The sequence below is a fragment of the Streptomyces sp. YKOK-I1 genome (genome assembly GCF_054660435.1).
The window spans coordinates 905,937-932,034 of sequence record NZ_BAAGDR010000001.1 but is presented as its reverse complement, the minus strand read 5'-3'; the positions used below and the strand labels follow the sequence as shown (position 1 = coordinate 932,034).

Genomic DNA, 26,098 nt, shown 5'->3' with positions numbered 1-26,098 from the left:
CTCTCCGCGCGGGGCGGTCGTCCCGCGCGGAGAGCCCTGGTGGCCTACGCGGCCTCTCCCCGGGCCTCCCCGCCGCCGGTGGGCGGTGTCGCCGTCCGCGGGGCCGAACCGCCCTTCGCCGGAAGGTGGTTGAAGACCAGGTTGAGCACGATCGCCGTCAGACAGCCCGCGCTGATCCCGCTGTTCATGACCGTCTGGAACCAGTCGGGGAACTTCTCGTAGACCGTCGGCACCCCGACCGGCAGCATGCCGACGGCCACCGACACGGCGACCACGGTGAGGTTGTGGTTGTCATGGAAGTCGACCCGGGACAGGGTGCGCACTCCGCTCGCGGCGACCGTCCCGAACATCACCAGCCCCGCACCGCCAAGGACCGGCGCGGGCACGGCCGCCACCACCGCGCCCAGCTTGGGCAGCAGACCGAGCAGGACGAGGATGCCGCCCGCGGTGGCCACCACCCAGCGGCTGCGCACCCGGGTCATCCCGACCAGGCCGACGTTCTGCGCGTACGCCGTGTAGGGGAAGGTGTTGAAGACACCGCCCAGGACGGTGGACAGTCCGTCGGCGCGCAGCCCGTCGGCGAGCGAGCGCGGCTCGACCCGGCGGCCGGTCATCTCGCCGACCGCGATCAGGTCACCCGTCGTCTCCGTCATCGTCACCAGTGCCACCACCAGCATCGACACGATCGCCGAGACCTCGAAGGAGGGTGCCCCGAAGTGGAACGGCGTGCTGATCCCCAGCCAGTCGGCGTCCTGCACCCCACCGAAGTCGGTGAACCCGAACGGCACCGCGACCAGGAGCCCCACCACGATGCCGATCAGTACCGCGATCCGGCTCAGGAACGCCGGCGCGAACCGCTGCACCCCCAGCACCACGGCGAGGACGAACGCGGCCAGCGCGAGGTTCTTCGGCTCCCCGAAGTCCGGCGAACCGGCGCCGCCCGCCGCCCAGTTGCCGGCGACCGGCAGCAGCGAGAGACCGATGATCAGGATCACCGTGCCGGTGACCAGGGGCGGGAAGAACCGCAGCAGCCGGCCGAACACCGGGGCCAGCAGGACGATCGCGAGCCCCGCCACGATCACCGAGCCGTAGATCGCGGGCAGTCCGCCGCCCGTCGTCCCGATCAGCACCATCGGCGACACGGCGGCGAACGTACAGCCCTGCATGATCGGCAGCCGTACGCCGAAACGCCAGAACCCGACGCACTGGATCAGCGTGGCGATCCCGCACACCAGCAGATCGGCCGTGATCAGATACGCCAGATCGGCGGGCGACAGCTTCATCGCCCCGCCCACGATCAGCGGCACGGCCACCGCACCGGCGTACATCGCGAGCACGTGCTGAAGACCGAAGGCGGCCAACTGCCGTACGGGGGGCACCTCGTCGACGGGGTGAACGGGTGCGGTCGTGGCCATGGGCACTCCTGAGCGGGGCGTCTGAGCGGGGCGACATCCGAACAGCACAGGACGGTACGGCGCTTAAACAGATTGTTGATTTCCGAGGTGTTGCCGCTGCGTGTAGTCGTCGGCGATCTCTGCCCGGCCCGCGGCCGTCCGCAACGCCGCCCAGTCCGGCAGTTTCACCACACCCCGCCCCAGCGAGGCACCCAGCTCCGCCTCGGCCCGCTCGATCGCCAGCCACCCCCGCCATCCGACCGGCTCGGCCCCCGCCGCCCGCAGTGACGGCAGCACATCCTCCGGCACCGGTTTCCGTACGAGCACGGGGGCGTCCTCCAGCAGCGAGGCCACCGTCTCCTTCGCGCACGGCCGGTTGGTGCCGATGACCCCGGTCGGCCCCCGCTTGATCCAGCCCGCCACGTACTCGCCCGGCGCCGCCGCGCCCGCGCGCACCACCCGCCCGGCCGTATGCGGCACCGTGCCCCGCACGGCGTCGAACGGCAGCCCCTCCAGCGGCACCCCGCGATAGCCCACCGACCGCAGCACCAGCTGCGCCTCGACGACCTCGTGGCGGCCGGTGCCCGTCACCCCGCCCCGGCCGTCGGGCGCGGTCCGCTCGAACCGCACCCCGCCCACCCGGCCCCCGGCGGCGAGCAGTTCCACCGGCCGCAGGAAGAAGCGGAGCCGGATCCGCCGCCGTACCTCCCGTGGGGGCAGGGCCGCCCAGCCGCGCAGCACCTCCACATTGCGGCGCTGTGCCGCGGGCAGCTCCGACGGATCGCCGTACGCCGGGTCCAGCGCCAGCTCCGCCGCGTCCACCAGCACGTCCGTGTCCGGCAGCGCGCCGAGTTCCCGCAGCTCCTTGGTGGTGAAGCGGGCCTGGGAGGGGCCGCGCCGGCCCACCATGTGGATGTCCGTGACCCCGCTCGCGGCCAGCGCGGTGAGCGCGGCCTCGGGCATGTCGGTGGGGCTCAGCTCCGCCGCGCCGCGCGCCAGGATCCGGGTGACGTCCACCGCGACGTTCCCCACGCCGACCACGACCGCCGAGCGGACGCCCCGCAGAAAGCCCTCGCCCGCCGCGTCCGGATGCGCGCTGTACCAGGAGACGAACTCCGTCGCCGACCAGCTGCCCGGCAGCTCCTCGCCCGGGATGCCCAGCCGGCGGTCGGCCGCCGCGCCCACGCAGTACACCACCGCGTGGTACAGCTCGCGCAGCCGGGCGAGGGGCACCCCGCCCGCGCCGACCTCGACCCCGCCGAGGAACCGCACCCGCTCGTGCTCCAGCACCGTGCGCAGGTTCCGCTGGAGCGACTTGATCTTCTCGTGGTCGGGCGCCACGCCGTACCGCACCAGGCCGTACGGACAGGGCAGCCGGTCCAGGACGTCGACCCGCACCCCGGGATCCTGCTGGACGAGGCTCTGGGCGGTGTAGACCCCGCTCGGCCCGGAACCGACCACGGCGACACGCAGCACGGCGTGACCCCTTACCCGCACGACACCCGTGCGACGGAGGAGAGCGCTGGTGCCTCCAGCATCGCACCACGGATGCTCCGCTGACAGGGTGCCGTCACCGCGAGCCGCGTGCGTGTCCGTTCGTATGGAAAGTGATCATGCGGTTACGTTGCGTGTGTGCTAGAAGCATCTTTCCTTAATCTTTCTGATCGTTCCGCCGAGGACGGGACCGTGTCCGTGCGGCCGGCGTGGGAGCTGCGGGAGAACGGCGACTCCGCCGCGACCTGGTTCGACGTCCGGCTCGCCTTCGCCGACGGGGCCGGGGTGGACCTGCTGGCCGTGGTGTCCGGGGGCTGCGTGTCCTTCGAGGACGTCCACGCCCGGCCGCCCCTGTCCCTCGTCGACCTGGCGGAGCTCGCGGACTGGATCGAGGGCCCACTCCTCGACAGCTGCGCGGGCGGTACCGGGGCGGCGAACGGGGAGGGCGAGGAGGACCCCGCCTCGCCGGGCGGTGCCCGCCGCGCCCGCCCGGCCTGGCCGCGCGGCGGCGAGGGGTGCCGGCTGGTCGCCCAGGAGTACCGCGCGGCCCAGCAGCAGGGAGTGGACCCCGTCCTCGCCGTGATGCGCGCGACAGGGCACAGCCGCCGCAGATCCCTGCGGCTGATCGCCCGGGCGCGGGACGCGGGCCATCTGACACCGCGTCACGCGAAGCGCTGAGCGCGGGCCGGGGAACCCGCCCCGGTCAGCTCATCTGCCGCATCCGGGTGATCTCGCTCGTCTGCTGCGCCACGACGTCGTCCGCCATCTCCTCGATCCGCAGGTTGTTGCCCTGTGCCTTGACCTCGGTGGCCATGGTGATCGCGCCCTCGTGATGCGTGATCATCAGGCTGAGGAAGAGGGCGTCGAAGGCCTTCCCGCGCGCCGCGCGCAGCTTCTTCAGCTGGGCCTCGCTCGCCATGCCGGGCATCGCGGTGTGGTCGTGCGCACCGCCGGTCTCGGCCTTGTCGTACGACCCGAGCCAGGCCCTCATCGCCTCGATCTCCGGCCCCTGCGCGGCCGCGATGCGCAGCGCGAGGCGCTCGACGTCCGCCGACTCGGCCCGCTCCGGGACGAGTTCGGTCATCTCCAGGGCCTGGGCATGGTGCTGGATCATCATCCGGGCGTACGACACGTCCGCCGAGTTGGGGGAGTCGTCCTCGGCCCGCTGCTCGGCCGCCTCCTGTGCGGAGAGCGTCCGGTTGCCCTCGCCCGGCTTGCCCGGCGCGATCACCGAAGGGCCGCTCGCCGCGGCCGACTTGTCCTGCGTACCGGAGTCGCACCCCGCGAGGGCGAGCACGAGCAGCGCGGCCACGGCGGCGAGGGATGCGCGGCGGTGGGGCACAACGACCTCCTGGGGCACGGGAGTTTGAATGATCGCACTACCCAGCGGAGAGATTCATTACGTCTGCGTTGCCAGCCTTTGATATGTGCATGATGAAGACGATACTTCAGGGAACCGTGAACCGTTCCACAGGAACGGCAAAGGGAGGACGCAGTGACCCTGTTGAACGATCCCCGAACGCGGCGCAGACGGCTGACCGTCGCCGCCGCCTGTACCGGGCTCCTGGCCGCGCTGCTCACGGCGGTCCCGGCGGCCGCCACCCCCGACCCCGGGGACGCACCGGCCGCGCAGCGCGAGATCTCCCGCAGCGCCCAGACCGAGGCCGCCGCGGCGATCGCCGACGGCGAGATACCCGGACAGGACGAGATCGTCCACTCCGACAACGTCGAGCACCTCACCAACATCCCCAAGGACGCGCTGGCCGGCATCAATTCGGACTTGGCCTTCCAGGGCAAGTACGCCTTCGCCGGCAACTACGACGGCTTCCGCGTCTTCGACATCAGCGACCCGAAGTCCCCGAAGACCGTCACCCAGGTGCTCTGCCCCGGCTCGCAGAACGACATCTCCGTCTCCGGAGACCTGCTCTTCCTCTCCACCGACTCCTCGCGCAGCGACAGCAGTTGCAACAGCACCACCCAGCCCGCGACCGAGAAGTCCTCCTGGGAGGGCATGAAGGTCTTCGACATCAGCGACATCAGGAACCCGAAGTACGTCGCCGCCGTCGAGACCGCCTGCGGCTCGCACACCCACACCCTGGTGCCCAAGCGCAAGAACGTCTACATCTACGTCCAGTCGTACTCGCCGAGCGCCTCCTACCCCGACTGCCAGCCCCCGCACGACGGCATCTCCGTCATCAAGGTGCCGCGCAAGGCGCCCGAGACGGCCGCGGTCGTGAACTTCCCCGTCCTCTTCCCGGGCGAGGGACCGGACGGCGGCGGCAACCCCGGCTCGCCCACCAACCCGGGCGTCTCCAAGACCACCGGCTGCCACGACATCACGGTGCTCCCGGAGAAGGACCTCGCGGCCGGCGCCTGCATGGGCGACGGCATCCTCTTCTCCATCAAGGACCCGGAGAACCCCAAGGTCATCGACCAGGTGCAGGACAACGTGAACTTCGCGTTCTGGCACTCGGCGACCTTCAACCAGAAGGCGGACAAGGTCGTCTTCACCGACGAACTGGGCGGCGGCGGGGCGGCCACCTGCAACGCGGCGATCGGCCCGAACCGCGGCGCCGACGGCATCTACGACATCGTTGGCAAGGGCGACAAGCGCAAGCTCGTCTTCCGCAGCTACTACAAGATCCCCCGCCACCAGGCGGACACCGAGAACTGCGTCGCCCACAACGGCTCGCTGATCCCGGTCAAGGGCAAGGACATCATGGTCCAGGCCTGGTACCAGGGCGGCGTCTCGGTCTGGGACTTCACCGACTCCTCCGCCCCGAAGGAGATCGCCTGGTTCGAGCGCGGCCCGATCAGCACGACGACGCTGTCGGTCGGCGGCGCGTGGTCGGCGTACTACTACAACGGCTACATCTACTCCAACGACATCGCCAAGGGCTTCGATGTGCTGAAGCTCAGTGACCGGCGTACGGATCCGGCCAAGCGGATCCATCTGCGCGAGCTCAACGTCCAGACCCAGCCGGACTACTTCGACTGATCCCCGCCGGCCTCGGCGGTCGGCTCGGTCGCGAAGAAGCGCGACAGGTCCGCGTCGCACCTCCCGCCGGGCGCCTCGGCGTCCGGCGGGAGGCCCGACTCCCAGTCCAGCCGGTAGCGTTCGAACAGCTCGGCGCGCAACGTGGTCAGCGGCAACGGCACGTTGGGCAGCACCAGCGCGTACACGGCGCCCATGAGCTGGGAACGCAGCATCGGATAGTCGTGGTCGACGTCCTGCGAGCCGTGCCGGACCGATGTCTCGCGCAGCAGCTCGGCCAGCCGCTGCTGCTCAGGACACCGCACGAACCCCTCGGCCTGGAGCAGTCCGGCCATGTGCTGGCGCATCAGCACCGTACGGTCCCGGGCCAGTCCGAGGATCGCGTCGATGGCCCGCGCCATCCGCTCCCGGCCGTCCTCGGTGCACGGCTCCCGCTCCAGGGCCTCCTCGAGCGTACGGTGCATCAGCCGGTGCACGGCCGACTGCACCAACTGCCGCTTGCCGGGGAAGTAGTAGGACACCAGCCCCCGGGCCGAACCCGCCCGGTCCGCGATGTCGCCGAGCGTCGTCGCCTCGTACCCGCGCTCGCTCACCAGCTCCAGGGCCGCCTGCAACAGCCGCTCCCGCGAACGCCGCCGCAATTCTTCATTGACCGAGGCGCTGCGCGGGGACATCCTGTAACTCCTGCGTTGACTGGCTATCAGCCAACTATACTCAGGACATCCCGGACGGCTCCGCATGGAGCGGGTCCGGGCTACCGCCCGCTCTGGGCGACGCGGGGGATCGTCCAGAGTGGGCGCACCTCCGCCCCGATGGTGGCCTCGGGCTACTGACCTGTGCTGGCGCGGTGGGTCGGCCACCGCTTCCCCACCGGGCCGCCGCTTCCCCGCCAGGCCGCCGCTTCCCCACCGGGCCATCGCTTCCCGACCGGGCCGACGCTCTCCGACCGGGCCGCCGGTTCCCGACCGGGCCGCCGCTCTCTGGCCGGGCCATCGCTTCCCGACCGGGCCGCCGCTCTCTGGCCGGGCCGCCGCTTCCCGACCCGGTTACCGCTCACCGGTGTCCCGGCCGCGGCCCACCAGGTCCAGGACCGGGCGCAGTCCGTCCGGCCGTTCGGCCGCCGGGAGAGGGTCCACGAAGTGCACCGCGCAGCCCAGCGCCGCCGCCCCGCCGTCCGCCCGCCGGTCGTCCCCGACCATCAGAGCCGCGCGCGGATCGGCCCCGAGCGCCTCACAGGCCGCCGCGAACAGCCGGGGATCCGGCTTCTGGACCCCGTGCTCGTACGACAGCGCATACGCGTCGACGAACCGGTCGAGCCCGTGCGCACGGAACACCGGCCGCAGATCCCAGCCGATGTTGCTGACCACGCCCACCCCGACCCCCGACTCCCGCAGCGCGCTCAGCACGTCGAGGGCGTCGGGGTACGGCGTCCAGGCCGCCGGAGTCATATGCCGGTCGTACAGCGCGTCGTGCAGGCCCGGGTCCGGCAGCGCCACCTGACGGGAGAGCCCGGTGTACGCAGCCCGGTGGGCCGCGGCACTCTCGTCCCGCACCCGCCACACCCCGGCCACCTCCTCGGGCACCCGCCCCGGAGCCGCCCCGCCCGGCAGCGCCCCGGCCGCCTCCAGCGCCCGCGCCGTCGCGGCCGTCTCGTCCTCCGGCAGTCCGGCCCCGGCCTCCTCCAGCACGGCACGCACCCAGGCCTCGGCGGACTCGATCCGGAAGAGGGTCCCGGAGAAGTCGAACAGAACGGCGGTCATGCGGTTGATCCTAGGAACCCGGAGGATCTCGCGGGGCCACGTTCCACAAGAGGGGCAGCTCGTCCTCGCAGAACACACAGACGTACACCCCTTCCCGCACCACGTTGATCTCCCGGCACCGCTCGCAGCGCCGGAACACCAGGGCGTACGTGAACGCGTCGGGCCGCGCGACCCCCGCCCGGTCCAGGGCGGCCGCGACCGCCGGCCAGCAGTCGGGGTCGGGGCAGTAGCCGGTGGACTGGTTGCTGACCTCGTGGACCTCCCAGCCGCGCCCGGCGCGCCGGAACGAGACCTCACCCGCGCCGAGCACGGCCCTCCCGCCCGCGCAGGCCACGTGCTCGCTGCGCCGAGGGGCCAGGCGCAGCCATCCGTCGAGCCCGACGACGTACGTGTACGGCTCCCCGTCCCGCGCCCCGAACGCGGTCAGGCCGGCGAGGTCGCGCACGGCGTACCCCTCGGCGCCCGGTAGGACGACGCGCAGGATGTCCTCGGGCCCGACGTAGGGGTACGGCCCGATGTGGGCGTACGGCGGCACGCTCATGGGCGCCAGCGCTGGTGCGCTCTGATGGCCAGGGTCACCAGCAGCCCGCCCAGCAGCCAGCCGCCGAGGACGTCGGACGGCCAGTGGACGCCCAGCCAGATGCGGGTCAGGCCGACACCGACCACGGAGACGACCACCACCGACACAGCCGCACGCCACACCGGGCGGCTCACGCCGTGGCGGTGCAGGAGCCACAGGAGGAGGCCCAGCACCACCGTTGCGGTCAGGGCGTGGCCGGAGGGGTACGCCTGGTAGTGGGCGGAGTCGACGGGGTCGGGCCAGACCGGGCGGTCCCGGTCGACCGCCGCCTTCAGGCCCTGCTGGACCAGTGTGCCCACCGCCGAGGTGACCACCAGCCAGCCCGCCGTCCACCAGGCCGCGTACCGCCACACCAACCACACCGCCACCGCGGCCCCCAGCAGCCGCATCGTCACCGGATCCCACACCCAGTCCGTGAGGATGCGGCAGACGTGCGTGAGGCCGGGGTCGGCCAGCGCCCAGCGGTGGGTGGTGCGGGAGAGGTCGCCGTCGACGGACGTCAGCGGGTGCCACGCGGCTGCGACCAGGACGAGGAGGACGACCGAGCACAGACCGAGGACCGCGGTGAGGCGGGTGGCCGTGCGCCGGGCCGGCGGGACGGGCGGGGAGTCGACGGACCGGGTGTGCATGATGCGATCCTCGCCGACCGGTGGGGTCGGAGGCCAACCCGGGGCGTCGTGGAGCCGGGCCCGGGGGTTCACCCGAGGTGACATCGAGGTGTACGGGCCGACACGCGCGGTCCGCGCCTCGGGCTCACCCCACGCCCGCGTCCCACCCAGCTGCTCCTGAGCCCACTGCCCTGAGCCCACTGCCCTGAGCCCACTGCCCTGAGCCCACTGCCCTGAGCCCACTGCCCTGAGCCCACTGCCCTGAGCCCACTGCCCTGAGCCCACTGCCCTGAGCCCACTGCCCTGAGCCCACTGCTCTCAGCCCAATGCCCTCAGTCCCGGTACCAGGGCCACCAGCACCGGGATCACCGGCACCAGTGAGGCCGCCGCCGTCAGGCGCAGTCTGCGGGCCGGGGAGAGCCGGTCCGCCGGGGTGAGGAGGCGGTGCACCCGCTGCGGGACATGGGCCTGCGGGGTCGGGGAGGGGCCGAACACCCCGCGGTCCTCGTTGAGCTCGACCAGCGCCAGCGCGGTGGTCAGCCGGCCGAACCGGCGGGACGCCATGTCGTCGGCGGCCAGTTCCACCAGCCGGTGCATCTCGTCGCGGAACGCCGCGAACACCGGCACCTGCGGAAACCCGGTGGCCAGTGCGGACGACGAGTGCAGCAGCCAGTGGTGACGGGCCTGCGCGTGCCCCTGCTCATGCGCGAGCAGCGCATCCAGCTGACGCCCCTTCAGACGCTGCAACGCGGCCGTGGTGACCACGAGTTGGGGCGCCGCACCCGACAGCCACCAGGCGTCGGGCCGCTCGCCCTCCAGGACGACGAGCCGTCCCGCCGTCAGCTCCTCGCCCGGCAACAGCGGTGCGCGCAGCCGCAGTTCGGCCCGGCGCGCCCGGCTGCGGGCCCGGGCGCGCGCTACCTCCCGTACGAGCATCGCCCCGCTCCACAGCCCCGCGCAGGCCAGGGCCACCGCGGTGGCCGCCGCCCAGGGGCCGGTCGAACCCAGGGCGTAGGCATCCACGACCGCGCGCGGCGCCGGAGCGAAGACATGACCGCGTACCGCCTGCCAGGCCGCCGCCGCGCTGAGTGTCATCGACAGCGCACAGCACAGCAGGACCGCCGCCACCACGCACTGCCACGCCCACAGCGCGACCACCGGCTCGCGGTCCGGCCAGTCGGCCCGGGCGAGCAGCCGGGGCGCTCCGACCGCGGTCAGGGCGCCGAGCAGCAGCAGGACCGCGGGGACCATCATGGACAGCACCCTATGAGCGGCGCACTGCTCGGGGGTACGGCTTGTCCCGGCAAAGTGACGCAGGCCACGGCCGAGTTGGACGCGGCGCGGCATCACATGGTCAGCAGCATCGCCAGCATCCCGATCCCCATCGACAGCCGGCACGCCCGTGCCAGCTCGGGACGGTCGCTCCAGCCGACGGCGCCCCCGGAGGGCACGGGAACTCTCCCCGCCCCGCCGGTCCCGCCGGTCACGGCAGCCTCCGTCAGCGGCAGCAGCCGCGCCCCCGAGAGCAGGACGTATCCGGCGAAGTACAGCAGCAGCACGCCCGTGAGCAGCGGGACGCCCGAGGCGGCCGCGCCGTGCGCATGCGCCCCGGGCGGTGAGAGGGCCATCGCGACCGCCATGTAGACCATGGCCGAGGTGCCCACCAGGTGATGCAGATGGTGGGTGTGCGTACGCGCCGCCCACAGAGCCCTCAGCGTGGCCGCGCCGAACACCGCCGCATGGGCGGGCCAGGCCCACGGGGGCGGGGTGAACACCGACGGCGGCACCGCCATCACCGCCATCCCGAACCCCATGAGCGCCTCGCCCCCGGCAGCTCTGCGCTGCTCCTCCACACGGCTGCGCATCCGCAGCAGACAGTAGGCACCGGTCGCCGCACACAGCGTGACCAGCAGCCAGCCGGGCGAAGTCGGTCCGTGCACGCGCACCTCCCCGCTCGACGGTCGCGTCGAGAGTTGCGATGCCCACGGCACGCGGCGCGCACGCGGCGCAACGATGTACACGGGGAGCATGCGAGGGAGCACACCGGGTGAGCGTTTGCCTGCCGCATATGGCACAAAAATCATTCACGAGTAAAACACATGCCAAATTGATGAACATGCCCGGATCCCGCCTCCCGCTGGCCGGCGTGCTGCGCCTCGGCCGTCCCTCCGACATCTGGTTCAAGCCCGCCCTGAGCGTCGTCGCCGCGGTCGCCCCGCCGAACCTGATCCTGCTGGCGCTCGGCCGGCTCGACCTGGCGGCGTACACGATGGCCGGGTCCCTGTGCGCCCTGTACGCCCACAACCGCCCCTATGCCGCCCGCGCCCGGGTGCTCGCCCTGGTGGTCCTGGGCATGACCGGCGGCCTGGCCCTCGCGCTCCTCGCGGCCTCGCTCACCGCCGACCCGGTCCTCCTGGTCACCGTCGGCGCGCTGCTGGCCGCGGCCCAGAAGGCGCTCTGTGACGCCACCCGCCTCGGACCGCCCGCCCATGTCGTCCTCACCTTCGTCAGCTCCGCCGCGCTGTTCACCCCGCAGACCCTCGGCCAGGTCCCCGGCCATCTGGGCCTGGCACTGGCCGCGGGCGCCTGGGCCTGGCTGATCGGCATGGCACCGGGGCTGCTGCGCCCGCACGGCCCGGAACGCCGGGCCACCGCCCACGCCCTGCGCACGACCGCCGCGTACGTCGCCGCTCACCCGGCGGGACCGCACCCGGCAGGGCCGCGCCCGTCCGGGCCGTATACGGCGAGGCCGCGCCCGTCCGGGCCGCACCCGGCGGGACTGCACCCGTCCGGGCCGCACACGGCGGGGACGTACACCGCGGGGGCACGAACCGCGAGGGCACGAACCGCGGGGGCACGAACCGCGGGGGCACGAACCGCGGAGCCGCAGGCCGCGCCGCCGCATGGCCCTGCCGAGAGCCGTGCCCGCGCCGCCGCTGCCGTCGCCGTCCACGCGGCCTGGCAGACCCTGCTCGTCGCCCGCCTTCCGGGCCCACGCGCCGCCGGCCGCCGCCGGGACACCCACCGTGCCCTGGAGCGGCTCCTCGTCCGCGCCGAGACCGCCCTTGCCGCGCCCGCCGACGCCGACCCGGAACGCCTGCGCACCTGGGCCGGCGCCCTGCGTGGCGCCGGCCCCGTCCCTCGCCCCGACGGCCTCTCCGACGACGGCCTCTCCGACGACGGTCTCTCCGACGGCGGCCTCCCCGACGGCGAAGTCCTCGACGACGACGAACTCCTCGGTATCGACGCCGAACTGGCCTCCGGTCAACCGTCGTTGCGGCGCAGGCTGGGCCCGCTCGCCCCCATCGCGGCCCGCACCGCCCTCGGCTGTGCCCTCGCCGGATACGCCTCCCTCGCCCTCGGAGTCGGCCGCCCCTACTGGGCCCTCGTCACCGCCGCCTCCCTCTACCAGGCGAACGTCACCCTCACCTGGAACCGCGCCGTCCAGCGCGTCGTCGGCAATCTCGTCGGCGTCCTCGCCTTCGCCGCGCTCGTCCCCCTCGCCCACCTCCACCAGGCGGCCCTGGTCCTGGTCTGCCTCGCCCTCAACTTCGGCGCCGAGGCGCTGATCAGCCGCAACTACTGGCTCGGCAGCGTCTGTGTGACCCCGATGGCCCTGCTCATCACCGAGTTCGCCCACTACCAGGACGCGGGCCGGCTGATCACCGAGCGGCTGGTGGACACGCTCGTCGGCGCGACCGTCGGCTTCGTCGCCGCGGTCGCCGTCACCAACCGCCGCTCGGGCGACCGCCTGGAGCAGTCCCTGACGGCGGTGTCGGAGGCCCGGGACCGCGCCGCGCACCTCCTGGCGCAGCCGCAGCCCGCCCCCGCGGCCGCCCTGGAGTCCGCCCGCCGCGCCCTCGCCGCCGCGCTGGTGGACCTGCGGGCGACCGCCGACACCGCGTCCGGCGAGTGGTGGCGACGCGCCCTGCCCGAGGAGCGGGTCATGGCGGCCGAGCGGTCCGGACACCGTACGCTCGCCGCGACGGTACGGCACCGGGGCCTGCCCCCGGGCCGGGACGCGACCACGAGAGCGGAGGGCGTACGGCGATGACGGCGACGCGGGGACCAGCGGCGGCCGGGGACGGGGCGGGGAGGGACACCGTCGCGGCGGTGGTGGGGCAGTGGCAGGCGGTGCGGCCCGATCTCGACACCGGGCCGATGGAGATCATCGGCCGCGTCAACCGCTGCGCAGCCCTGCTCCAGCAGGCCGAGGACGCGCCCCTGCGCCGGGCGGGCCTGAGCCGCCCCGAGTTCGACCTGCTCGGCGCGCTGCGCCGCACCGGTCATGAACTGACCCCCGGCGACCTGGCCCGGGAGACCTTCTCCTCGGGGGCCGCCGTCACCAAACGCCTCAAGCAGCTCACCGAGCGCGGCCTGGTGGAACGCCGGGGCGACACCCGTGACCGCCGCGTCGCCCATCTGCGCCTGACCGATGCCGGCCGTGACCTCGTCGACGCCGTCCTCCCCGAGCAACTCGCCTACGAGCGGGCCGTACTGTCCGCCCTCGACGGCGACCGTCAGGGCGAACTGGCCGGGCTGCTGGGCGAGTTGCTGAGCCGTCTGGAAGGGCACATGCGGACCGTCCGGGCCTGAGGCCGATTCGTCAACCGGCCTTCAGGGCACCTGAGTTCACCTCTCGTCCCCCGCCCGGTACACCCCGAACACCGCGCCCTGCGGATCCCGCAGTACGGCGATCCGCGGGCCGTCGGGCACCGACGTGGGCTCCATCAGCGCGGTGCCGCCCGCCGTCGTCGCCGTGGCGGCGGAGGCGTCCACGTCGGCCACCGCGAAGTACGGCAGCCAGTGCGGCGGCACCTCGGGCGGGAACTTCTCGTCCATCCTGACCATGCCGCCGAAGTCGGCGCCGCCGACCCCCCACTGCAGATAGTTCTCCGAGGAGCTCACGGTCCAGCCGAAGACGGTGGTGTAGAAGGTCTCCGCCCGGTCCGGGTCGCGGGTCAGCAGTTCGACCCAGCCGAGCGAACCGGGCGCGTTGAACAGTCCCGCGCCCGGAAAGGCCCGCGCCTGCCAGAGCTGGAACGCGGCCCCGCCCGGATCGAGGGCGACCACGAAACGGCCCACGTCGAAGACGTCCATCGGGCCGACCAGCACCTTGCCGCCGGCCTCGGTGACCAGGCGTGCGCTGACATCGGCGTCGGTCACCGCGAAGGACACGTTCCAGGCGCACGGCTGCGCCTTCTGGTACAGGGGGGTCAGCGCGGCGACGGCTGCCTCGCCGAGGTGCGCGACGGTGTAGCCGCCGGCCTCCTGCCGGGGATCCGTCTCCGCACGCCAGCCGAACAGCTCCGCGTAGAACCGCTTCGCCGCCTCCGGATCACTGGTCCCCAGCTCGGCCCAGCAGGGCCCACCGGGCACCGGCGCGTCGAGCTTCATGACGCTCCTTCCAGAAAACTTCCAGGAAACCCCCAGAAAACCCCCGGAGAACTCCAGAAAAGGGGACCCCTCCAGCACGCTAAGCCCGCCTCCGCGCCCCGGCATCCGCTCACGCTGTCGACAGGGGGCGCCGACAACCTCGTAGGGGCGCGGGGCCCGGTCGTGCTGCGGCTCCGCCGTGCGGGCGCGACCGGCCGCAACGCAACCCGCACACGCGCCCCGGACGGCCCCCACCGTGTCGCTGGGCGGCCCTCACAGCCCCGGCCGGTACCTGATCGGATGATCCGCCGGTACTTCCACCACCACGATCGGCGTCCCGTCCGGGTCCTCGATCCACATCTCCACCAGCCCCCAGGGCTCCCTCACCGGCGCCCGCACGACAGCGACCCCCTTCGCCCTCAGCTCCTCGTAGGCCGCGGTCACGTCCGCGACCTGCAACCACAGCCGTACGGCGGGGTCCGGCGGCGTCTGCGAGCGTCCCGACAGCTCCAGGAAGCCGCCGCCGAGGAAGTAGACGACCCCGCGCTCCGGCCCCGTACCGAACTCGCGGTAGACCCCGAGGCCGAGCTGCTCGCCGTAGAACACACGCGAACGCTCGGGGTCGGTGGGGCGGAGAAGGACCCTACTGCTGAGTACATGCACCATGCGCCGGGAGCCTAGGGCCTGTCGCCGTGCCGAGCGGCCGGACGGGCCCGGGGCGTGTGGGGATACCCTCGTCCGAGTCCCAGCCGCGCCACACTCCGGAGACCGCCCGCATGGACACCGCCGCCACCGCCCCCACCTTCCGTGACGCCACCGACGCCGACGTGGAGGCGCTGGTCGCGCTGGTCGAGTCGGCCTACCGCGGGGAGTCCAGCCGGGCGGGCTGGACCACGGAGGCGGACATCCTCCAGGGACAGCGCACCGACCCCCAGGGGGTCCGGGAGATCATCGGGTCGGCCGGCGGACGGGTGCTCACGGTCGAGCGGGACGGTCGGGTCGTCGCCTGCTGCCAGCTCGAACACCGCGGCGAGCACGCCTACTTCGGCATGTTTGCGGTCAGCCCCACGGCCCAGGGCGGCGGCCTCGGCAGGATCGTCCTCGCCGAGGCCGAGCGCCAGGCCCGTGAGGTCTGGGGCGCCACCGAGATGCACATGACGGTGATCTCCGTACGCGACGACCTCATCGCCTGGTACGAGCGCCGTGGCTACCGCCGTACCGGACGGATGACGCCCTTCCCCTACGGCGACGAGCGCTTCGGGATCCCGCAGCGCGACGACCTCCAGTTCGAGCTGCTGGTCAAGCCGCTGTCCTGACACCTCTCAGGCGGTGCGGACATCCCTCACGCGGTGAACCGCCCGGTGCGTCTGATCTCCGGGTAGTCGGTGGTCGCGCCGTCCAGCTCCAGCGCGCGCACCAGCCGCAGCTGGTACTGGGTGTTGACGACCCAGCCGATGATCCGCAGATCCCGTCTGCGGGCCTCCTCGACGATCTCCAGGGTGAGGCGCCGCAGGTTCAGGCACACGGTCGCGGCCCCGGCGTCCGCGGCCCGGGAAACGATGTCGAGGCCGAAGCGGCTGCCGATCAGCGCGGTGCGCACGCCGGGCACCAGCCGGGACATCTCGGCCACCGCCTCGTCATGGAACGAGGACACCTCCACCCGGCCCACCAGATCCCGCTCGCGCAGCACCTGCGCCAGCGCCCGTGCCGCCTGGACGTCCTTGATCTCGGCCTGCAGCGGCAGCGTCACGGCGTCCAGGACCTCCTCGAACACCGGCACCCGCTCCCCGCGCCCCGCGTCCAGGGTCTTCAGCTCCGCCAGCGTCTGATCGGCGATGGGGCCCGTCCCGTCGGTCGTACGGTCCACATCCGGGTCGTGCATGACCACCAGGGCGCCGTCCTTGCTCAGATGCAGATCGAGTTCGATCGCATCGAGGCCGGCCTCCTCGGCGGCCACGAACGAGCGGAGGGTGTTCTCGGGCTCGACACCCATGACACCGCGATGACCGATGGTGACGAAGTTCAAGACGGGACTCGCTTCCGTCGACGAGCGGGTGCGCAGATCCGCAGCCTAACGGCACCGGCTCGTCATGGACACGTGTAGATGCCGTTGGTCGCACCGTGTACCCGCTCTGAGCGGAACCAGTCACTCCTGGGATGTCGGACAGGAAAAACTCACGTGAACCCGTGTGTGCGCAGGATAATTTCCGGTGACCCCACTTGCTGAGGGAAACCTCGTATGCATACGGTGTCCATACGCGAGGTTCTCCCGTGGAGGATGGGACATGACGGAAATTCTTGTGCAGGCGGCGACGGGGGAGCAGGTTCCTCCCGGCACCAGGGTGGTGGAGCACCCGGCGTGGCCCGTGCTCAAGGATGCCGTGGAGCGGATCCGCCCCTGGCAGTCCAAGGACGGATCGGTCGACTTCACCGCCGTCGACGCCCCCGAGCGCCCCGCGGCCGAGCGGGCCGTGCGGGACGTGGTCGACGCGGTCGAGCAGCTCACCCCGCTGCTCCCGCACGACGCCGACTACCACCGGGCCCTGGTGAAGGACCTGCGCCGCTGGGCCGAGGGCGGCTTCGAGGTGCCGGACTTCCTCGACTCGCTGCTGGCCTTCCAGCCCGCCGCGAACCGCGCCGACGGCCTCCAGCACCTGGTCGTCTTCCCGATGTACACCCAGAACGGCAACCCGGACCGCAACCTCGAGGCGGTCGTGCTGCGCATGGTCTGGCCCGACTGGCTGGCCGACCTGGAGCGCACCCGCTACGACAACCCGCTGTTCTGCGGCATCAAGTTCGAGGACTTCACCTCCGGCTACGACACCAACTCGGCCGTGCTCTTCCCGGAGACCATCGCCGTCCGCGAGGCGCCGGAACGTTTCTCTTGGGGTGGGATCTTCTGCGACCGCGAGGCCGCCCGCTTCCGCCGGGTCACCGACGCCGCCGTCGGCATCCTGGGTCTGGAGCTCCCCGAGGACATCGCCGCCATGGTCCACGACCAGAAGCGCTGCGAGGAGGCCTTCGTCCTGTGGGACATGGTCCACGACCGCACGCACAGCCACGGCGACCTGCCGTTCGACCCCTTCATGATCAAGCAGCGCCAGCCGTTCTGGATGTACGGCCTAGAGGAGCTGCGCTGTGACCTCACCGCCTTCAAGGAGGCCGTGAAGCTCGAGGCCGACGGCGTCCCGCAGGCCCGTGACGTGCAGTACGCGGTCCTCTTCGACCGGATGTTCCGCTTCCCGGTCACCGGCGAGCGCGTCCGCAACTACGACGGCCTCGGTGGCCAGCTCCTCTTCGCCTACCTGCACCGGCACGACGTCGTCCGCTGGACCGACAACCAGCTGCACATCGACTGGCAGCGCGCCCCGCAGGTCACCAACGAGCTGTGTGCCGAGATCGAGAAGCTGTACCGCGACGGCATCGACCGCCCCAAGCTGGTCCACTGGTTCGCCGGCTACGAGCTGGTCTGCGCCTATCTCTCCCCGCACCCGGGCTCCCGCTGGGCCAAGGGCCCCGACGCGCTGGATCTTTCGCAGCCGCCGCGCAAACTCGTGGATGACGTGCTTCCCGACGAGTTTCCGCTGAGCATGTTCTATGAGGCACTGTCCAAGAAGCTCAAGAACGTGATCGCCTCCACCAAGGGCATCACGGCGGACAGCGCGGAGAAGGTCGCCGCGTGAGCGACCGTAAGGACACCGCTCAGCAGGAGGCAAGCATGGGGAACGGCGCTCTCAACGGTGCGGTGATCGCGGTGGCCGGCGCGGGCGGACCCGCGGGCCGCGCGGCACTGCTCCGACTCGCCCGCGCGGGCGCGACCGTCGTCGGCTCGGACAACGACCCCGAGCGCCTGGCGGAGGCCGTCGACCACGCCCGCTACGAGGCCGGCGGCGCCACCGTCACCGGCGACACCGTCGACCTGCTCGACCTGGACTCCACCCGGGACTGGGCGAACCGCGTGGAGAAGGACTTCGGCCGGATCGACGGACTGGTCCATCTCGTCGGCGGCTGGCGCGGCAGCGAGACGTTCGTCAAGACGAGCCTGGACGACTGGGACTTCCTCGAACTGCTGCTCGTCAAGACCGTGCAGCACACGTCACTGGCGTTCTTCGAGGGCCTGCAGCGCAGCGAGCACGGGCGGTATGTGCTGATCAGCGCGGCCGGCGCATCGAATCCCACCGCGGGCAACGCCGCCTACGCCGCCGCCAAGGCCGCCGCCGAGGCCTGGACCCTCGCGCTCGCGGACGCCTTCCACAAGGCCGGAGGCGCCGCGGGCCCCACCTCCGCGGCCGCCATCCTGGTGGTGAAGGCGCTGGTGCACGACGCGATGCGCGCGGACCGGCCCAACGCGAAGTTCGCCGGCTTCACCGACGTCAGCGACCTCGCCGAGGCGATCGCCGGTGTCTGGGAGAAGCCCGCCCCCGAAGTGAACGGACAGCGTCTGTGGCTCACCGAGAAGCCGTGAACCCTCCGAAGACCGACGCCCGTCGCCATCACGACCCGGAGGTCCGCGGCTTCGCCAGCGACAACTACGCCGGGGCGCATCCGGAGGTGATGACCGCCCTGGCCCTGGCCAACGGCGGCCATCAGGTCGCCTACGGCGAGGACGACTACACGGAGAACCTCCAGCGGATCGTCCGCGGCCACTTCGGGGCCACGGCCGAGGCGTTCCCGGTCTTCAACGGCACCGGCGCCAACGTCGTCGCGCTCCAGGCGGTCACCGACCGCTGGGGAGCGGTGATCTGCGCCGAGAGCGCTCATATCAACGTGGACGAGGGCGGTGCTCCGGAGCGGATGGGCGGTCTGAAGCTGCTCACCGTCCCCACGCCCGACGGCAAGCTCACCCCGGAGCTGATCGACCGGCAGGCCTGGGGCTGGGAGGACGAGCACCGCGCGATGCCGCAGGTCGTCTCGATCACCCAGAGCACGGAGCTCGGCACCCTCTACACGCCGGACGAGATCCGCGCGATCTGCGTCCACGCCCACGCCCACGGCATGAAGGTGCACCTGGACGGCTCCCGCATAGCCAACGCGGCCGCCTCCCTGGACGTCCCGATGCGGACCTTCACCAACGCGGTCGGCGTCGACATCCTCTCCCTCGGCGGGACGAAGAACGGCGCGCTGTTCGGCGAGGCCGTCGTCGTGATCAACCAGGACGCCGTCCGCCGGATGAAGCATCTGCGCAAGCTGTCCATGCAGCTCGCCTCCAAGATGCGGTTCGTCTCCGTGCAACTGGAAGCACTGCTCGCCAAGGATCTGTGGCTGCGCAACGCCCGGCACGCCAACGAGATGGCCCAGCGTCTCGCCGAGGGCGTGCGCGCGGTGCACGGTGTGGAGATCCTCCACCCGGTCCAGGCCAACGGCGTGTTCGCCCGGCTGCCGCACGAGGTGAGCGTGCGGCTCCAGAAGCGGTTCCGCTTCTACTTCTGGGACGAGGCCGCGGGCGACGTGCGCTGGATGTGCGCCTTCGACACCACCGAGGAGGACGTGGACGCGTTCGTCGCGGCGGTCAAGGAGGAGATGGCGCACTGACGCCGGCCCGGCAGGGCTTCATGCATAGGTATGCGGTCACCTGAAAAGTCATTGACTGTCGGGTGGCCGCGTTCCTATGCTCTCCGATCATGGAGCTGATCCAGGAGAACCCCGACCTGTCCGCCTATCTGGCCGCCGACGAGGTCATCGACCACCATCACCCGCTCGTCAGGGAAACCGCCGCACGGCTCGCCAAGGACGCCATGGACTCGTATGCCTATGCGCGCCTGGCCTTCGATTTCGTGCGCGACACCATCCCCCACTCCGCCGACTCCGGCGACCTGCGCGTCACCTGGCGCGCCTCCGACGTCCTGGAGCAGGGCACGGGCATCTGCTACGCCAAGGCCCACGCGCTCACCGCGCTGCTGCGGGCCGAGGACATCCCCACGGCGCTGTGCTACCAGCGCCTCGCGCACGACGACGGTGCGGGGCACTGCGTGCACGGACTGGTCGCCGTGCGCTTCCACGGCGCCTGGCACCGCCAGGACCCGCGGGGCAACAAACCGGGGGTGGACGCGCAGTTCTCCCTGAACGGCGAACAGCTCGCCTTCCTCCCGGACGGGGAGGCGGGCGAGCTGGACTGGCCGACGCTGTACGCGGCTCCGCACCCGGCGGTCCTGGACGCGCTCAGGGCCGCCCCGGACCGGCCGTACCTCTGGCGGACGCTCCCGGCCGGGCTGGCCTGAGACGTCCCCCCCCCCGGTGGGCGTCAGTGCGCCTCGGCCTCCCGGACCTGCTCCGGCGTCGGCGCCGTACCACCCAGATGCGCCGGCATCCACCAGGTGTCGTTCGCGTCCTTCGGGCGGACCGGGTAGGCGCGCTGAGCGGCCTCCAGCAGCTCCTGGACCCGCTCGCGCAGCTGGCGGGTGATCGCGCCCGCGTACTTGTCCTTGGACGCCTCGATCGCCTCGCCGACGCGGATGGTGATCGGGGTGTGGCTGCGCTTGAAGTTGCGCGGGTGGCCCTTCGTCCACAGCCGCTGCGTCCCCCACACGGCCATCGGGATCAGCGGGACGCCCGCCTCCTGCGCGAGCCGCGCCGCACCCGACTTGAAGCTCTTCAGCGTGAACGACTGGGAGATGGTCGCCTCGGGGAACACCCCGACGATCTCGCCCGAGCGCAGCGAGGCCAGCGCGTGCTGGTAGGCCGCCTCACCCTGGTTGCGGTCCACCGGGATGTGCTTCATCCCGCGCATCAGCGGGCCGGAGATCTTGTGGCGGAAGACGGACTCCTTCGCCATGAAACGAACGAGACGTTTCTGCGGGAGCGCGGCCAGGCCGTCGAAGATGAAGTCCAGGTAGCTGATGTGATTGCTCACCAGCACGGCACCGCCCGAGCGCGGGATGTTCTCCGACCCCTTGCAGTCGATCTTGAGATCCCAGGCCTTGAACAACGTCAGGGCGAGGCCGACGGCGGGACGGTAGACAAGCTCTGCCATGGGCGGCGCGGACCCTTCCTTCTGCCCGGGAAGGGGTTCCCCTCGGGCAAAGTTACGCTGCCGTAGGTTTACGGCATCTCGCAGATCGTGCCCGAAGAACGGCCGGGGGGCCAGTCCCCGTGCCCCATCACGACGAGATCCTCGTCACTCCGCCCCGTGATCCACCTCGGTCTTTTAAGCCGCCTTTACTGCGCGCGGACCGTCACCCGCCGCACGAGCAGGTACAACTCGCAGCCCAGGCAGTACCCGAAAGCGGCATTGAGGAAGGCGGCCGCGAGCGCCGCACCGGTCGCCGCGAGCCCCAGCCAGCCGGGCCCCAGCGCCAGGCCCGCCAGTCCCACCCCGGCGAAGACCAGCCCCACCGCCTGCGCGAACCGCGGCGGCTCCGGCGACTCGAACTCCGTCGGCGGCCCGATCCGCGGCCGTACGATCCTGCGGAACGCCCAGCCGTACGGCGAACGCCCCACCCCGCCCGCGGCGCCCAGGGCGAACGCCAGCGTCTGCCAGGCCAGCAGCCACACACTGCCGGTCACCAGAACGACCGCCAGTACTACGGTCGTGACGGCGGCCCCGAAGCGCGGGCCCCTCACATCGATGTCCATGGATCGAGCATTCCTCAGAAGAAACGATTCTTGGTGCGGGGAATCTTTGCAGTCTCATGAACGCTGGAGCAGCTGGTGACCGGACTGGTGGTGTGCGTGGCGGTGCTCGCGGCGGCGAGCGCCTACGGAGTGCTGCAGCGGCGGCGGAGCGGGAGAGTGCGGGTGCGCGGGCGCGACGACGGAAAGCGGCTCGATGCCGACCGGCTCGGCGGCGCACTGGGGGAGCGGGCCACCCTCGTGCAGTTCTCCAGCGCCTTCTGCGCCCCCTGCCGGGCCACCCGCAGGGTCCTCGGCGAAGTGGCGGAGATGGTGCCCGGCGTCACCCACATCGAGATCGACGCCGAGGCACACCTGGACCTCGTCCGCGACCTCGACATCCTCAAGACCCCGACCGTCCTGGTCCTCGACGCCGACGGCCGGATCGTCCGGCGCGCCACCGGACAGCCCCGCCGGGCCGACGTCATCGCCGCCCTGGGGGAGGCCGTGTGACCTGCCGTCGGGTGAGGGTGAGGCAGATTTCGGATTGCGGAACGTACTTGACTGGGCACGCCACCTATCGTCAGCCTGACCCCATGCCAGAGGAACTCCTTCTCCACGGACGGGTCCACGTCGACCTGGTCCGTACCGCGAGCGCGCGCTGTCCGGGCCGTTGACCGCCCCCGGACCCTCCCGCCGCTCCCTCCAGAAGGACGACAACTCCATGACGGCCTCGCCCGACCTCGGCACCTCCCGGCTCGCCTCGCCCGACCTCCTGCGCTCCGTCTTCCGTCGGCACGCCGCGGGAGTCGCCGTGATCACCGCTCCCGGCGCCTCAGGCCCCGTCGGTTTCACCGCCACCTCCCTCACCTCCGTCTCCGCCGAACCCCCGATGCTCTCCTTCGGCGTCGGCACGGGCGCCTCCAGCTGGCCCGCGATATCCCGGGCGGAGCACGTGGGCGTGCATCTGCTCGGCGAGGACCAGCAGGAGCTGGCCGCCACCTTCGCCCGCAGCGGCGCCGACCGGTTCGCCGCGCCCACCGCCTGGCGCGAGGGCCCCGAGGGCGTCCCCGTCCTCGACGGCGTCCTCGCCTGGCTGGTGTGCCGCGTCGTCGCGCGCGTCCCCGCCGGGGACCACCGGATCGTGCTGGCCGAGGTCGTCCTCGGCGATCCGGCGGGCGCGGGGCGGCCGTTGCTCTATCACCAGGGCCGGTTCACCGCTCTGCGGGATTGATCACTGTCCGGCTCTCCTGCGAAGCCGTCGAGTTCCGGTTACGCTGCGTTGCAGAGGTCACAGTTCAAAGCGCTTGCTTAGCGGGCAGGAACTGGGTGTACTGACGAGTAATATTTCGTTCGGAGCGCGGGCCGCCCCGATCGGGATCGGCCGCTTGTGGCGCCTATGCTGCCTGAAAGAAGGCAGCCGAGAACTGACGATGCAGTAGGAGAGCCGGCGTGAGCTTGAGGATCGTTGTCACTGTGAAGTACGTGCCCGACGCCACTGGCGACCGGCACTTCGCCGATGACCTGACCGTCGACCGGGACGACGTGGACGGTCTGCTCTCCGAGCTCGACGAGTACGCCGTCGAGCAGGCGCTGCAGATCTCCGAGAACTCCGACGACGACGTGGAGATCACCGTTCTCACGGTGGGCCCCGAGGACGCCAAGGACGCGCTGCGCAAGGCGCTGTCGATGGGCGCCGACAAGGCGATCCACGTCGAGGACGACGACCTGCACGGCACCGACGCCATCGGCACCTCCCTGGTGCTGGCCAAGGCCATCGAGAAGGTCGGCTACGACCTGGTGATCTCCGGCATGGCCTCCACCGACGGCACCGCCGGCATCGTCCCGGCCCTGCTCGCCGAGCGCCTGGGCGTCCCGCAGGTCACCCTGCTCTCCGAGGTCTCCGTCGCCGACGGCACGGTCAAGGGCCGCCGCGACGGCGACGCCGCCTCCGAGCAGCTCGAGGCCTCCCTCCCGGCGGTCGTGTCGGTCACCGACCAGTCGGGCGAGGCCCGTTACCCGTCCTTCAAGGGCATCATGGCGGCCAAGAAGAAGCCGGTGCAGGCCTGGGACCTGTCCGACCTCGACATCGAGGCGGACGAGGTCGGCCTCGAGGGCGCCTGGACCAAGGTCGAGACCGCGGCCGCGCGCCCGGCCCGCACCGCCGGCACGATCGTCAAGGACGAGGGCGAGGGCGGCAAGCAGCTCGCCGAGTACCTCGCGAGCCAGAAGTTCATCTAAGGCTCGACACGCCGACCGCCCCCTCAACTTCGTTTCGCAGGAGAGCAATCCCATGGCTGAAGTCCTCGTCTACGTCGACCACGTGGACGGTGCCGTCCGCAAGCCGACCCTGGAGCTGCTGACGCTGGCCCGCCGCATCGGCGAGCCCGTCGCCGTCGCGCTCGGCGCGGGCGCCGAGAACACCGCCGCCGCGCTCGCCGAGCACGGCGCCGTCAAGGTCCTCACCCACGACGCGTCCGAGTACGCCGACTACCTCGTCGTACCGAAGGTGGACGCGCTGCAGGCCGCCGTCGCCGCCGTCTCCCCGGCCGCCGTGCTGGTCCCCTCCTCCGCGGAGGGCAAGGAGATCGCCGCCCGTCTGGCGCTGCGCATCGGCTCCGGCATCATCACCGACGCCGTCGACCTCGAGGCCGGCGACGAGGGCCCAGTGGCCACCCAGTCGGTGTTCGCCGCGTCCTTCACCACCAAGTCCCGTATCGCCAAGGGCACCCCGGTCATCACCGTCAAGCCCAACAGCGCCGCCGTCGAGGCCGCCCCCGCCGCCGGTGCGGTCGAGGCCCTCGCGGTCACCTTCTCCGCCGCCGCGACCGGCACCAAGGTCACCGGCCGCACCCCGCGCGAGTCGACCGGGCGTCCGGAGCTGACCGAGGCCGCGATCGTCGTCTCCGGCGGCCGCGGCGTCAACGGCGCCGAGAACTTCGCGATCATCGAGGCCCTCGCCGACTCCCTCGGCGCGGCCGTCGGCGCCTCCCGCGCCGCGGTGGACGCCGGCTGGTACCCGCACACCAACCAGGTCGGCCAGACCGGCAAGTCCGTCTCGCCGCAGCTCTACATCGCCAACGGCATCTCCGGCGCCATCCAGCACCGCGCCGGCATGCAGACCTCGAAGACCATCGTGGCCGTCAACAAGGACGCCGAGGCCCCGATCTTCGACCTGGTCGACTACGGCATCGTCGGCGACCTCTTCGACGTCGTCCCGCAGCTCACCGAGGAGATCAAGACCCGCAAGGGCTGATCACCCGACCGGCGCAGTCGCCCGCGGCCCCCGTGACCCCAGCGGTCACGGGGGCCGCGGGCGTTCACTTCAGGCTCACCGACGCCAGCACCGGCAGATGGTCGCTCGGATAGCGGCCGTTCACCGTGAACGGGTCGGCCCACGCCCGGTGGACCGTGGCACCGGGGGTCGACAGTATCCAGTCGATGCGGTCCCCGTCGGGCTCGAGCGCCTTCCACCCGGTGAACGTCCCGAACAGCGGACCGTTCTTGTGCGCGGTGTCCCAGGTGTCGACGAGACCGGAGTCCAGCAGAGTGGCGTAGGCCTGGTCCGTGTGGGCGACGGCGTTGAAGTCGCCGGTCAGCAGGGCCGGGCGGGAGGGACCGAGTTCCCTGATCCGCTCGGCGATCAGCATGGCCGCCCGCAGGCGCGCGTAGGCGCTCCGGTGGTCGAGATGCGTGTTGAGGACGTGGAACTCCCGTCCCGGGTCCCGCCGGTCGCGGAAGAGCACCCGGGTCACGAGCCGGGGGTAGGCCGCCCCCCAGGTGTTGGAGCCCGCTACGTCCGGCGTGTCGGAGAGCCGGAAGACCTCGTGGTCGAGTGGTTCCAGCCGACGGACGTCGTAGTAGATCGCGACCGACTCCTCGTCACCGCTGCCGGGGGTGCCGATCCAGTCGTAGTGCGGGCCCATGTCGGCCAGAACGGCCTGCAGCTGCTGGAACTGCCCCTCCTGGGTGCCCATGACATGCGGCGCGGTCCGCTGTAACAGCGCCCGCATCACCGGGCGGCGGTGGACCCAGCTGTTGCCGTCCTGGTCGACCGGGACCCGGAGGTTGAACGTCATGATCCTCAGCGGCGGCACGGGTTCCGGCTTCCGGGCCGGTGCCGACCGGCGCGGCTCGGCCGCCCCGACCGCGGCGAACACGGGAACCGCGACCGCTGCCGCGACCATCGCTCTCAGTCCCGTCCGTCGCGTCGGCCCGGTGGTGCCTGTCATGTGTCCCCTCTCGCCTCGTGAGCCAGGATGAAGGTGTGCGGGTCTGTGCGGAAGAGGGAGAAGGTGCGGAAGTGATCACACAGGATGGTGACCCGGTGATCACACAAGACG

Annotated in this window: 28 protein-coding genes; 13 read left to right on the top strand and 15 right to left on the bottom strand. The window is 71.9% G+C overall.

Annotated elements, in window-relative coordinates; genetic code table 11:
• Positions 1-44: 44 nt before the first annotated feature.
• Together ACYQ8Q_RS04270 and ACYQ8Q_RS04265 are read right to left on the bottom strand one after the other, a co-directional pair.
• Positions 45-1,415, bottom strand: coding sequence for a nucleobase:cation symporter-2 family protein (locus ACYQ8Q_RS04270; RefSeq protein ID WP_460062027.1), 1,371 nt, complete (start codon positions 1,413-1,415; stop codon positions 45-47).
• 63 nt (positions 1,416-1,478) lie between these two features.
• A complete protein-coding gene (locus ACYQ8Q_RS04265) occupies positions 1,479-2,870 on the bottom strand; it encodes an FAD-dependent oxidoreductase (protein ID WP_460062024.1) in 1,392 nt (463 codons plus the stop codon).
• Between the two features lie 210 nt (positions 2,871-3,080).
• Here ACYQ8Q_RS04265 and ACYQ8Q_RS04260 point away from each other — a divergent pair, with 210 nt between their 5' ends.
• The gene (locus ACYQ8Q_RS04260; protein ID WP_460062023.1) at positions 3,081-3,566 is read left to right on the top strand and encodes a DUF6214 family protein; all 486 of its coding nucleotides are present in this window, start codon (positions 3,081-3,083) and stop codon (positions 3,564-3,566) included.
• A gap of 25 nt (positions 3,567-3,591) precedes the next feature.
• On the opposite strand, the gene ACYQ8Q_RS04255 is transcribed toward ACYQ8Q_RS04260, so the two are convergent.
• Entirely contained in the window at positions 3,592-4,230 is a 639-nt protein-coding gene (locus tag ACYQ8Q_RS04255; protein ID WP_460062021.1) for a DUF305 domain-containing protein, read from the bottom strand.
• Positions 4,231-4,383: 153 nt separating this feature from the next.
• On the opposite strand from ACYQ8Q_RS04255, the gene ACYQ8Q_RS04250 reads away from it, so the two are divergent.
• The gene (locus tag ACYQ8Q_RS04250) at positions 4,384-5,886 is read left to right on the top strand and encodes an LVIVD repeat-containing protein (protein ID WP_460062019.1); all 1,503 of its coding nucleotides are present in this window, start codon (positions 4,384-4,386) and stop codon (positions 5,884-5,886) included.
• On the opposite strand, the gene ACYQ8Q_RS04245 is transcribed toward ACYQ8Q_RS04250, so the two are convergent.
• From ACYQ8Q_RS04245 to ACYQ8Q_RS04220, 6 genes are all read right to left on the bottom strand, one after another.
• Positions 5,874-6,557, bottom strand: coding sequence for a TetR/AcrR family transcriptional regulator (locus tag ACYQ8Q_RS04245; protein WP_460062018.1), 684 nt, complete (start codon positions 6,555-6,557; stop codon positions 5,874-5,876). The two genes, ACYQ8Q_RS04250 and ACYQ8Q_RS04245, sit on opposite strands and share 13 nt — an antisense overlap.
• Before the next feature lie 372 nt (positions 6,558-6,929).
• Positions 6,930-7,643, bottom strand: coding sequence for an HAD family hydrolase (locus ACYQ8Q_RS04240; protein ID WP_460062015.1), 714 nt, complete (start codon positions 7,641-7,643; stop codon positions 6,930-6,932).
• 10 nt (positions 7,644-7,653) lie between these two features.
• Entirely contained in the window at positions 7,654-8,184 is a 531-nt protein-coding gene (locus tag ACYQ8Q_RS04235; RefSeq protein WP_460062013.1) for a hypothetical protein, read from the bottom strand.
• Positions 8,181-8,852, bottom strand: coding sequence for a phosphatase PAP2 family protein (locus ACYQ8Q_RS04230; RefSeq protein WP_460062011.1), 672 nt, complete (start codon positions 8,850-8,852; stop codon positions 8,181-8,183). Before ACYQ8Q_RS04230 ends, ACYQ8Q_RS04235 begins: the two co-directional genes overlap by 4 nt.
• A gap of 297 nt (positions 8,853-9,149) precedes the next feature.
• The gene (locus tag ACYQ8Q_RS04225) at positions 9,150-10,085 is read right to left on the bottom strand and encodes a M56 family metallopeptidase (RefSeq protein ID WP_460062009.1); all 936 of its coding nucleotides are present in this window, start codon (positions 10,083-10,085) and stop codon (positions 9,150-9,152) included.
• Between the two features lie 92 nt (positions 10,086-10,177).
• Positions 10,178-10,771, bottom strand: coding sequence for a DUF5134 domain-containing protein (locus ACYQ8Q_RS04220; protein ID WP_460062006.1), 594 nt, complete (start codon positions 10,769-10,771; stop codon positions 10,178-10,180).
• A gap of 176 nt (positions 10,772-10,947) precedes the next feature.
• Between ACYQ8Q_RS04220 and ACYQ8Q_RS04215 the strand changes: the two genes are divergently transcribed.
• Positions 10,948-12,885: an FUSC family protein gene (locus tag ACYQ8Q_RS04215; RefSeq protein ID WP_460062005.1), complete on the top strand. Its 1,938-nt coding sequence runs from the start codon at positions 10,948-10,950 to the stop codon at positions 12,883-12,885.
• Positions 12,882-13,427 carry a MarR family winged helix-turn-helix transcriptional regulator gene (locus tag ACYQ8Q_RS04210; RefSeq protein ID WP_460062003.1) on the top strand — a complete coding sequence of 182 codons (546 nt, stop codon included), beginning with the start codon at positions 12,882-12,884 and terminating at the stop codon, positions 13,425-13,427. The genes ACYQ8Q_RS04215 and ACYQ8Q_RS04210 overlap by 4 nt, the downstream gene beginning before the upstream one ends.
• 36 nt (positions 13,428-13,463) lie before the next feature.
• On the opposite strand, the gene ACYQ8Q_RS04205 is transcribed toward ACYQ8Q_RS04210, so the two are convergent.
• Positions 13,464-14,228 (bottom strand): VOC family protein, encoded by a 765-nt coding sequence (locus ACYQ8Q_RS04205; protein ID WP_460062000.1) that lies wholly within the window; start codon positions 14,226-14,228, stop codon positions 13,464-13,466.
• Between the two features lie 252 nt (positions 14,229-14,480).
• Complete coding sequence (locus ACYQ8Q_RS04200; RefSeq protein WP_460061999.1) at positions 14,481-14,873, bottom strand: VOC family protein; 393 nt, start codon at positions 14,871-14,873, stop codon at positions 14,481-14,483.
• A 110-nt stretch (positions 14,874-14,983) separates the two neighbouring features.
• On the opposite strand from ACYQ8Q_RS04200, the gene ACYQ8Q_RS04195 reads away from it, so the two are divergent.
• Entirely contained in the window at positions 14,984-15,523 is a 540-nt protein-coding gene (locus tag ACYQ8Q_RS04195) for a GNAT family N-acetyltransferase (RefSeq protein ID WP_460061997.1), read from the top strand.
• Between the two features lie 26 nt (positions 15,524-15,549).
• Here ACYQ8Q_RS04195 and ACYQ8Q_RS04190 read toward each other — a convergent pair whose 3' ends face one another.
• On the bottom strand, positions 15,550-16,233 hold the full coding sequence (locus ACYQ8Q_RS04190; protein ID WP_460061995.1) for a glycerophosphodiester phosphodiesterase: 684 nt from the start codon (positions 16,231-16,233) through the stop codon (positions 15,550-15,552).
• Positions 16,234-16,492: 259 nt separating this feature from the next.
• Between ACYQ8Q_RS04190 and ACYQ8Q_RS04185 the strand changes: the two genes are divergently transcribed.
• The 4 genes from ACYQ8Q_RS04185 to ACYQ8Q_RS04170 all read left to right on the top strand — a co-directional run bounded on the left by ACYQ8Q_RS04185 (position 16,493) and on the right by ACYQ8Q_RS04170 (position 20,425).
• Positions 16,493-17,890 carry a DUF6421 family protein gene (locus tag ACYQ8Q_RS04185; protein WP_460061992.1) on the top strand — a complete coding sequence of 466 codons (1,398 nt, stop codon included), beginning with the start codon at positions 16,493-16,495 and terminating at the stop codon, positions 17,888-17,890.
• Positions 17,891-17,925: 35 nt separating this feature from the next.
• Positions 17,926-18,672 carry an SDR family NAD(P)-dependent oxidoreductase gene (locus ACYQ8Q_RS04180; protein ID WP_460073162.1) on the top strand — a complete coding sequence of 249 codons (747 nt, stop codon included), beginning with the start codon at positions 17,926-17,928 and terminating at the stop codon, positions 18,670-18,672.
• Positions 18,669-19,739, top strand: coding sequence for a threonine aldolase family protein (locus ACYQ8Q_RS04175; protein ID WP_460061990.1), 1,071 nt, complete (start codon positions 18,669-18,671; stop codon positions 19,737-19,739). The genes ACYQ8Q_RS04180 and ACYQ8Q_RS04175 overlap by 4 nt, the downstream gene beginning before the upstream one ends.
• Positions 19,740-19,828: 89 nt before the next feature.
• Entirely contained in the window at positions 19,829-20,425 is a 597-nt protein-coding gene (locus tag ACYQ8Q_RS04170) for a transglutaminase-like domain-containing protein (RefSeq protein ID WP_460061988.1), read from the top strand.
• A 23-nt stretch (positions 20,426-20,448) separates the two neighbouring features.
• Here ACYQ8Q_RS04170 and ACYQ8Q_RS04165 read toward each other — a convergent pair whose 3' ends face one another.
• Together ACYQ8Q_RS04165 and ACYQ8Q_RS04160 are read right to left on the bottom strand one after the other, a co-directional pair.
• On the bottom strand, positions 20,449-21,177 hold the full coding sequence (locus tag ACYQ8Q_RS04165; protein WP_358983537.1) for a lysophospholipid acyltransferase family protein: 729 nt from the start codon (positions 21,175-21,177) through the stop codon (positions 20,449-20,451).
• Between the two features lie 185 nt (positions 21,178-21,362).
• Positions 21,363-21,779, bottom strand: a complete 417-nt coding sequence (locus ACYQ8Q_RS04160; RefSeq protein ID WP_460061987.1) for a DUF4395 domain-containing protein — start codon at positions 21,777-21,779, stop codon at positions 21,363-21,365.
• Positions 21,780-21,854: 75 nt separating this feature from the next.
• Between ACYQ8Q_RS04160 and ACYQ8Q_RS04155 the strand changes: the two genes are divergently transcribed.
• From ACYQ8Q_RS04155 to ACYQ8Q_RS04140, 4 genes are all read left to right on the top strand, one after another.
• Positions 21,855-22,268: a TlpA family protein disulfide reductase gene (locus tag ACYQ8Q_RS04155; protein ID WP_460061985.1), complete on the top strand. Its 414-nt coding sequence runs from the start codon at positions 21,855-21,857 to the stop codon at positions 22,266-22,268.
• 211 nt (positions 22,269-22,479) lie between these two features.
• Positions 22,480-22,989: a flavin reductase family protein gene (locus tag ACYQ8Q_RS04150; RefSeq protein ID WP_460061983.1), complete on the top strand. Its 510-nt coding sequence runs from the start codon at positions 22,480-22,482 to the stop codon at positions 22,987-22,989.
• Between the two features lie 218 nt (positions 22,990-23,207).
• The gene (locus ACYQ8Q_RS04145) at positions 23,208-23,996 is read left to right on the top strand and encodes an electron transfer flavoprotein subunit beta/FixA family protein (protein ID WP_460061981.1); all 789 of its coding nucleotides are present in this window, start codon (positions 23,208-23,210) and stop codon (positions 23,994-23,996) included.
• Positions 23,997-24,048: 52 nt separating this feature from the next.
• Positions 24,049-25,011 carry an electron transfer flavoprotein subunit alpha/FixB family protein gene (locus tag ACYQ8Q_RS04140; protein ID WP_358983527.1) on the top strand — a complete coding sequence of 321 codons (963 nt, stop codon included), beginning with the start codon at positions 24,049-24,051 and terminating at the stop codon, positions 25,009-25,011.
• A gap of 64 nt (positions 25,012-25,075) precedes the next feature.
• On the opposite strand, the gene ACYQ8Q_RS04135 is transcribed toward ACYQ8Q_RS04140, so the two are convergent.
• Positions 25,076-25,834 carry an endonuclease/exonuclease/phosphatase family protein gene (locus tag ACYQ8Q_RS04135; protein WP_460061978.1) on the bottom strand — a complete coding sequence of 253 codons (759 nt, stop codon included), beginning with the start codon at positions 25,832-25,834 and terminating at the stop codon, positions 25,076-25,078.
• Positions 25,835-26,098 lie beyond the last annotated feature (264 nt).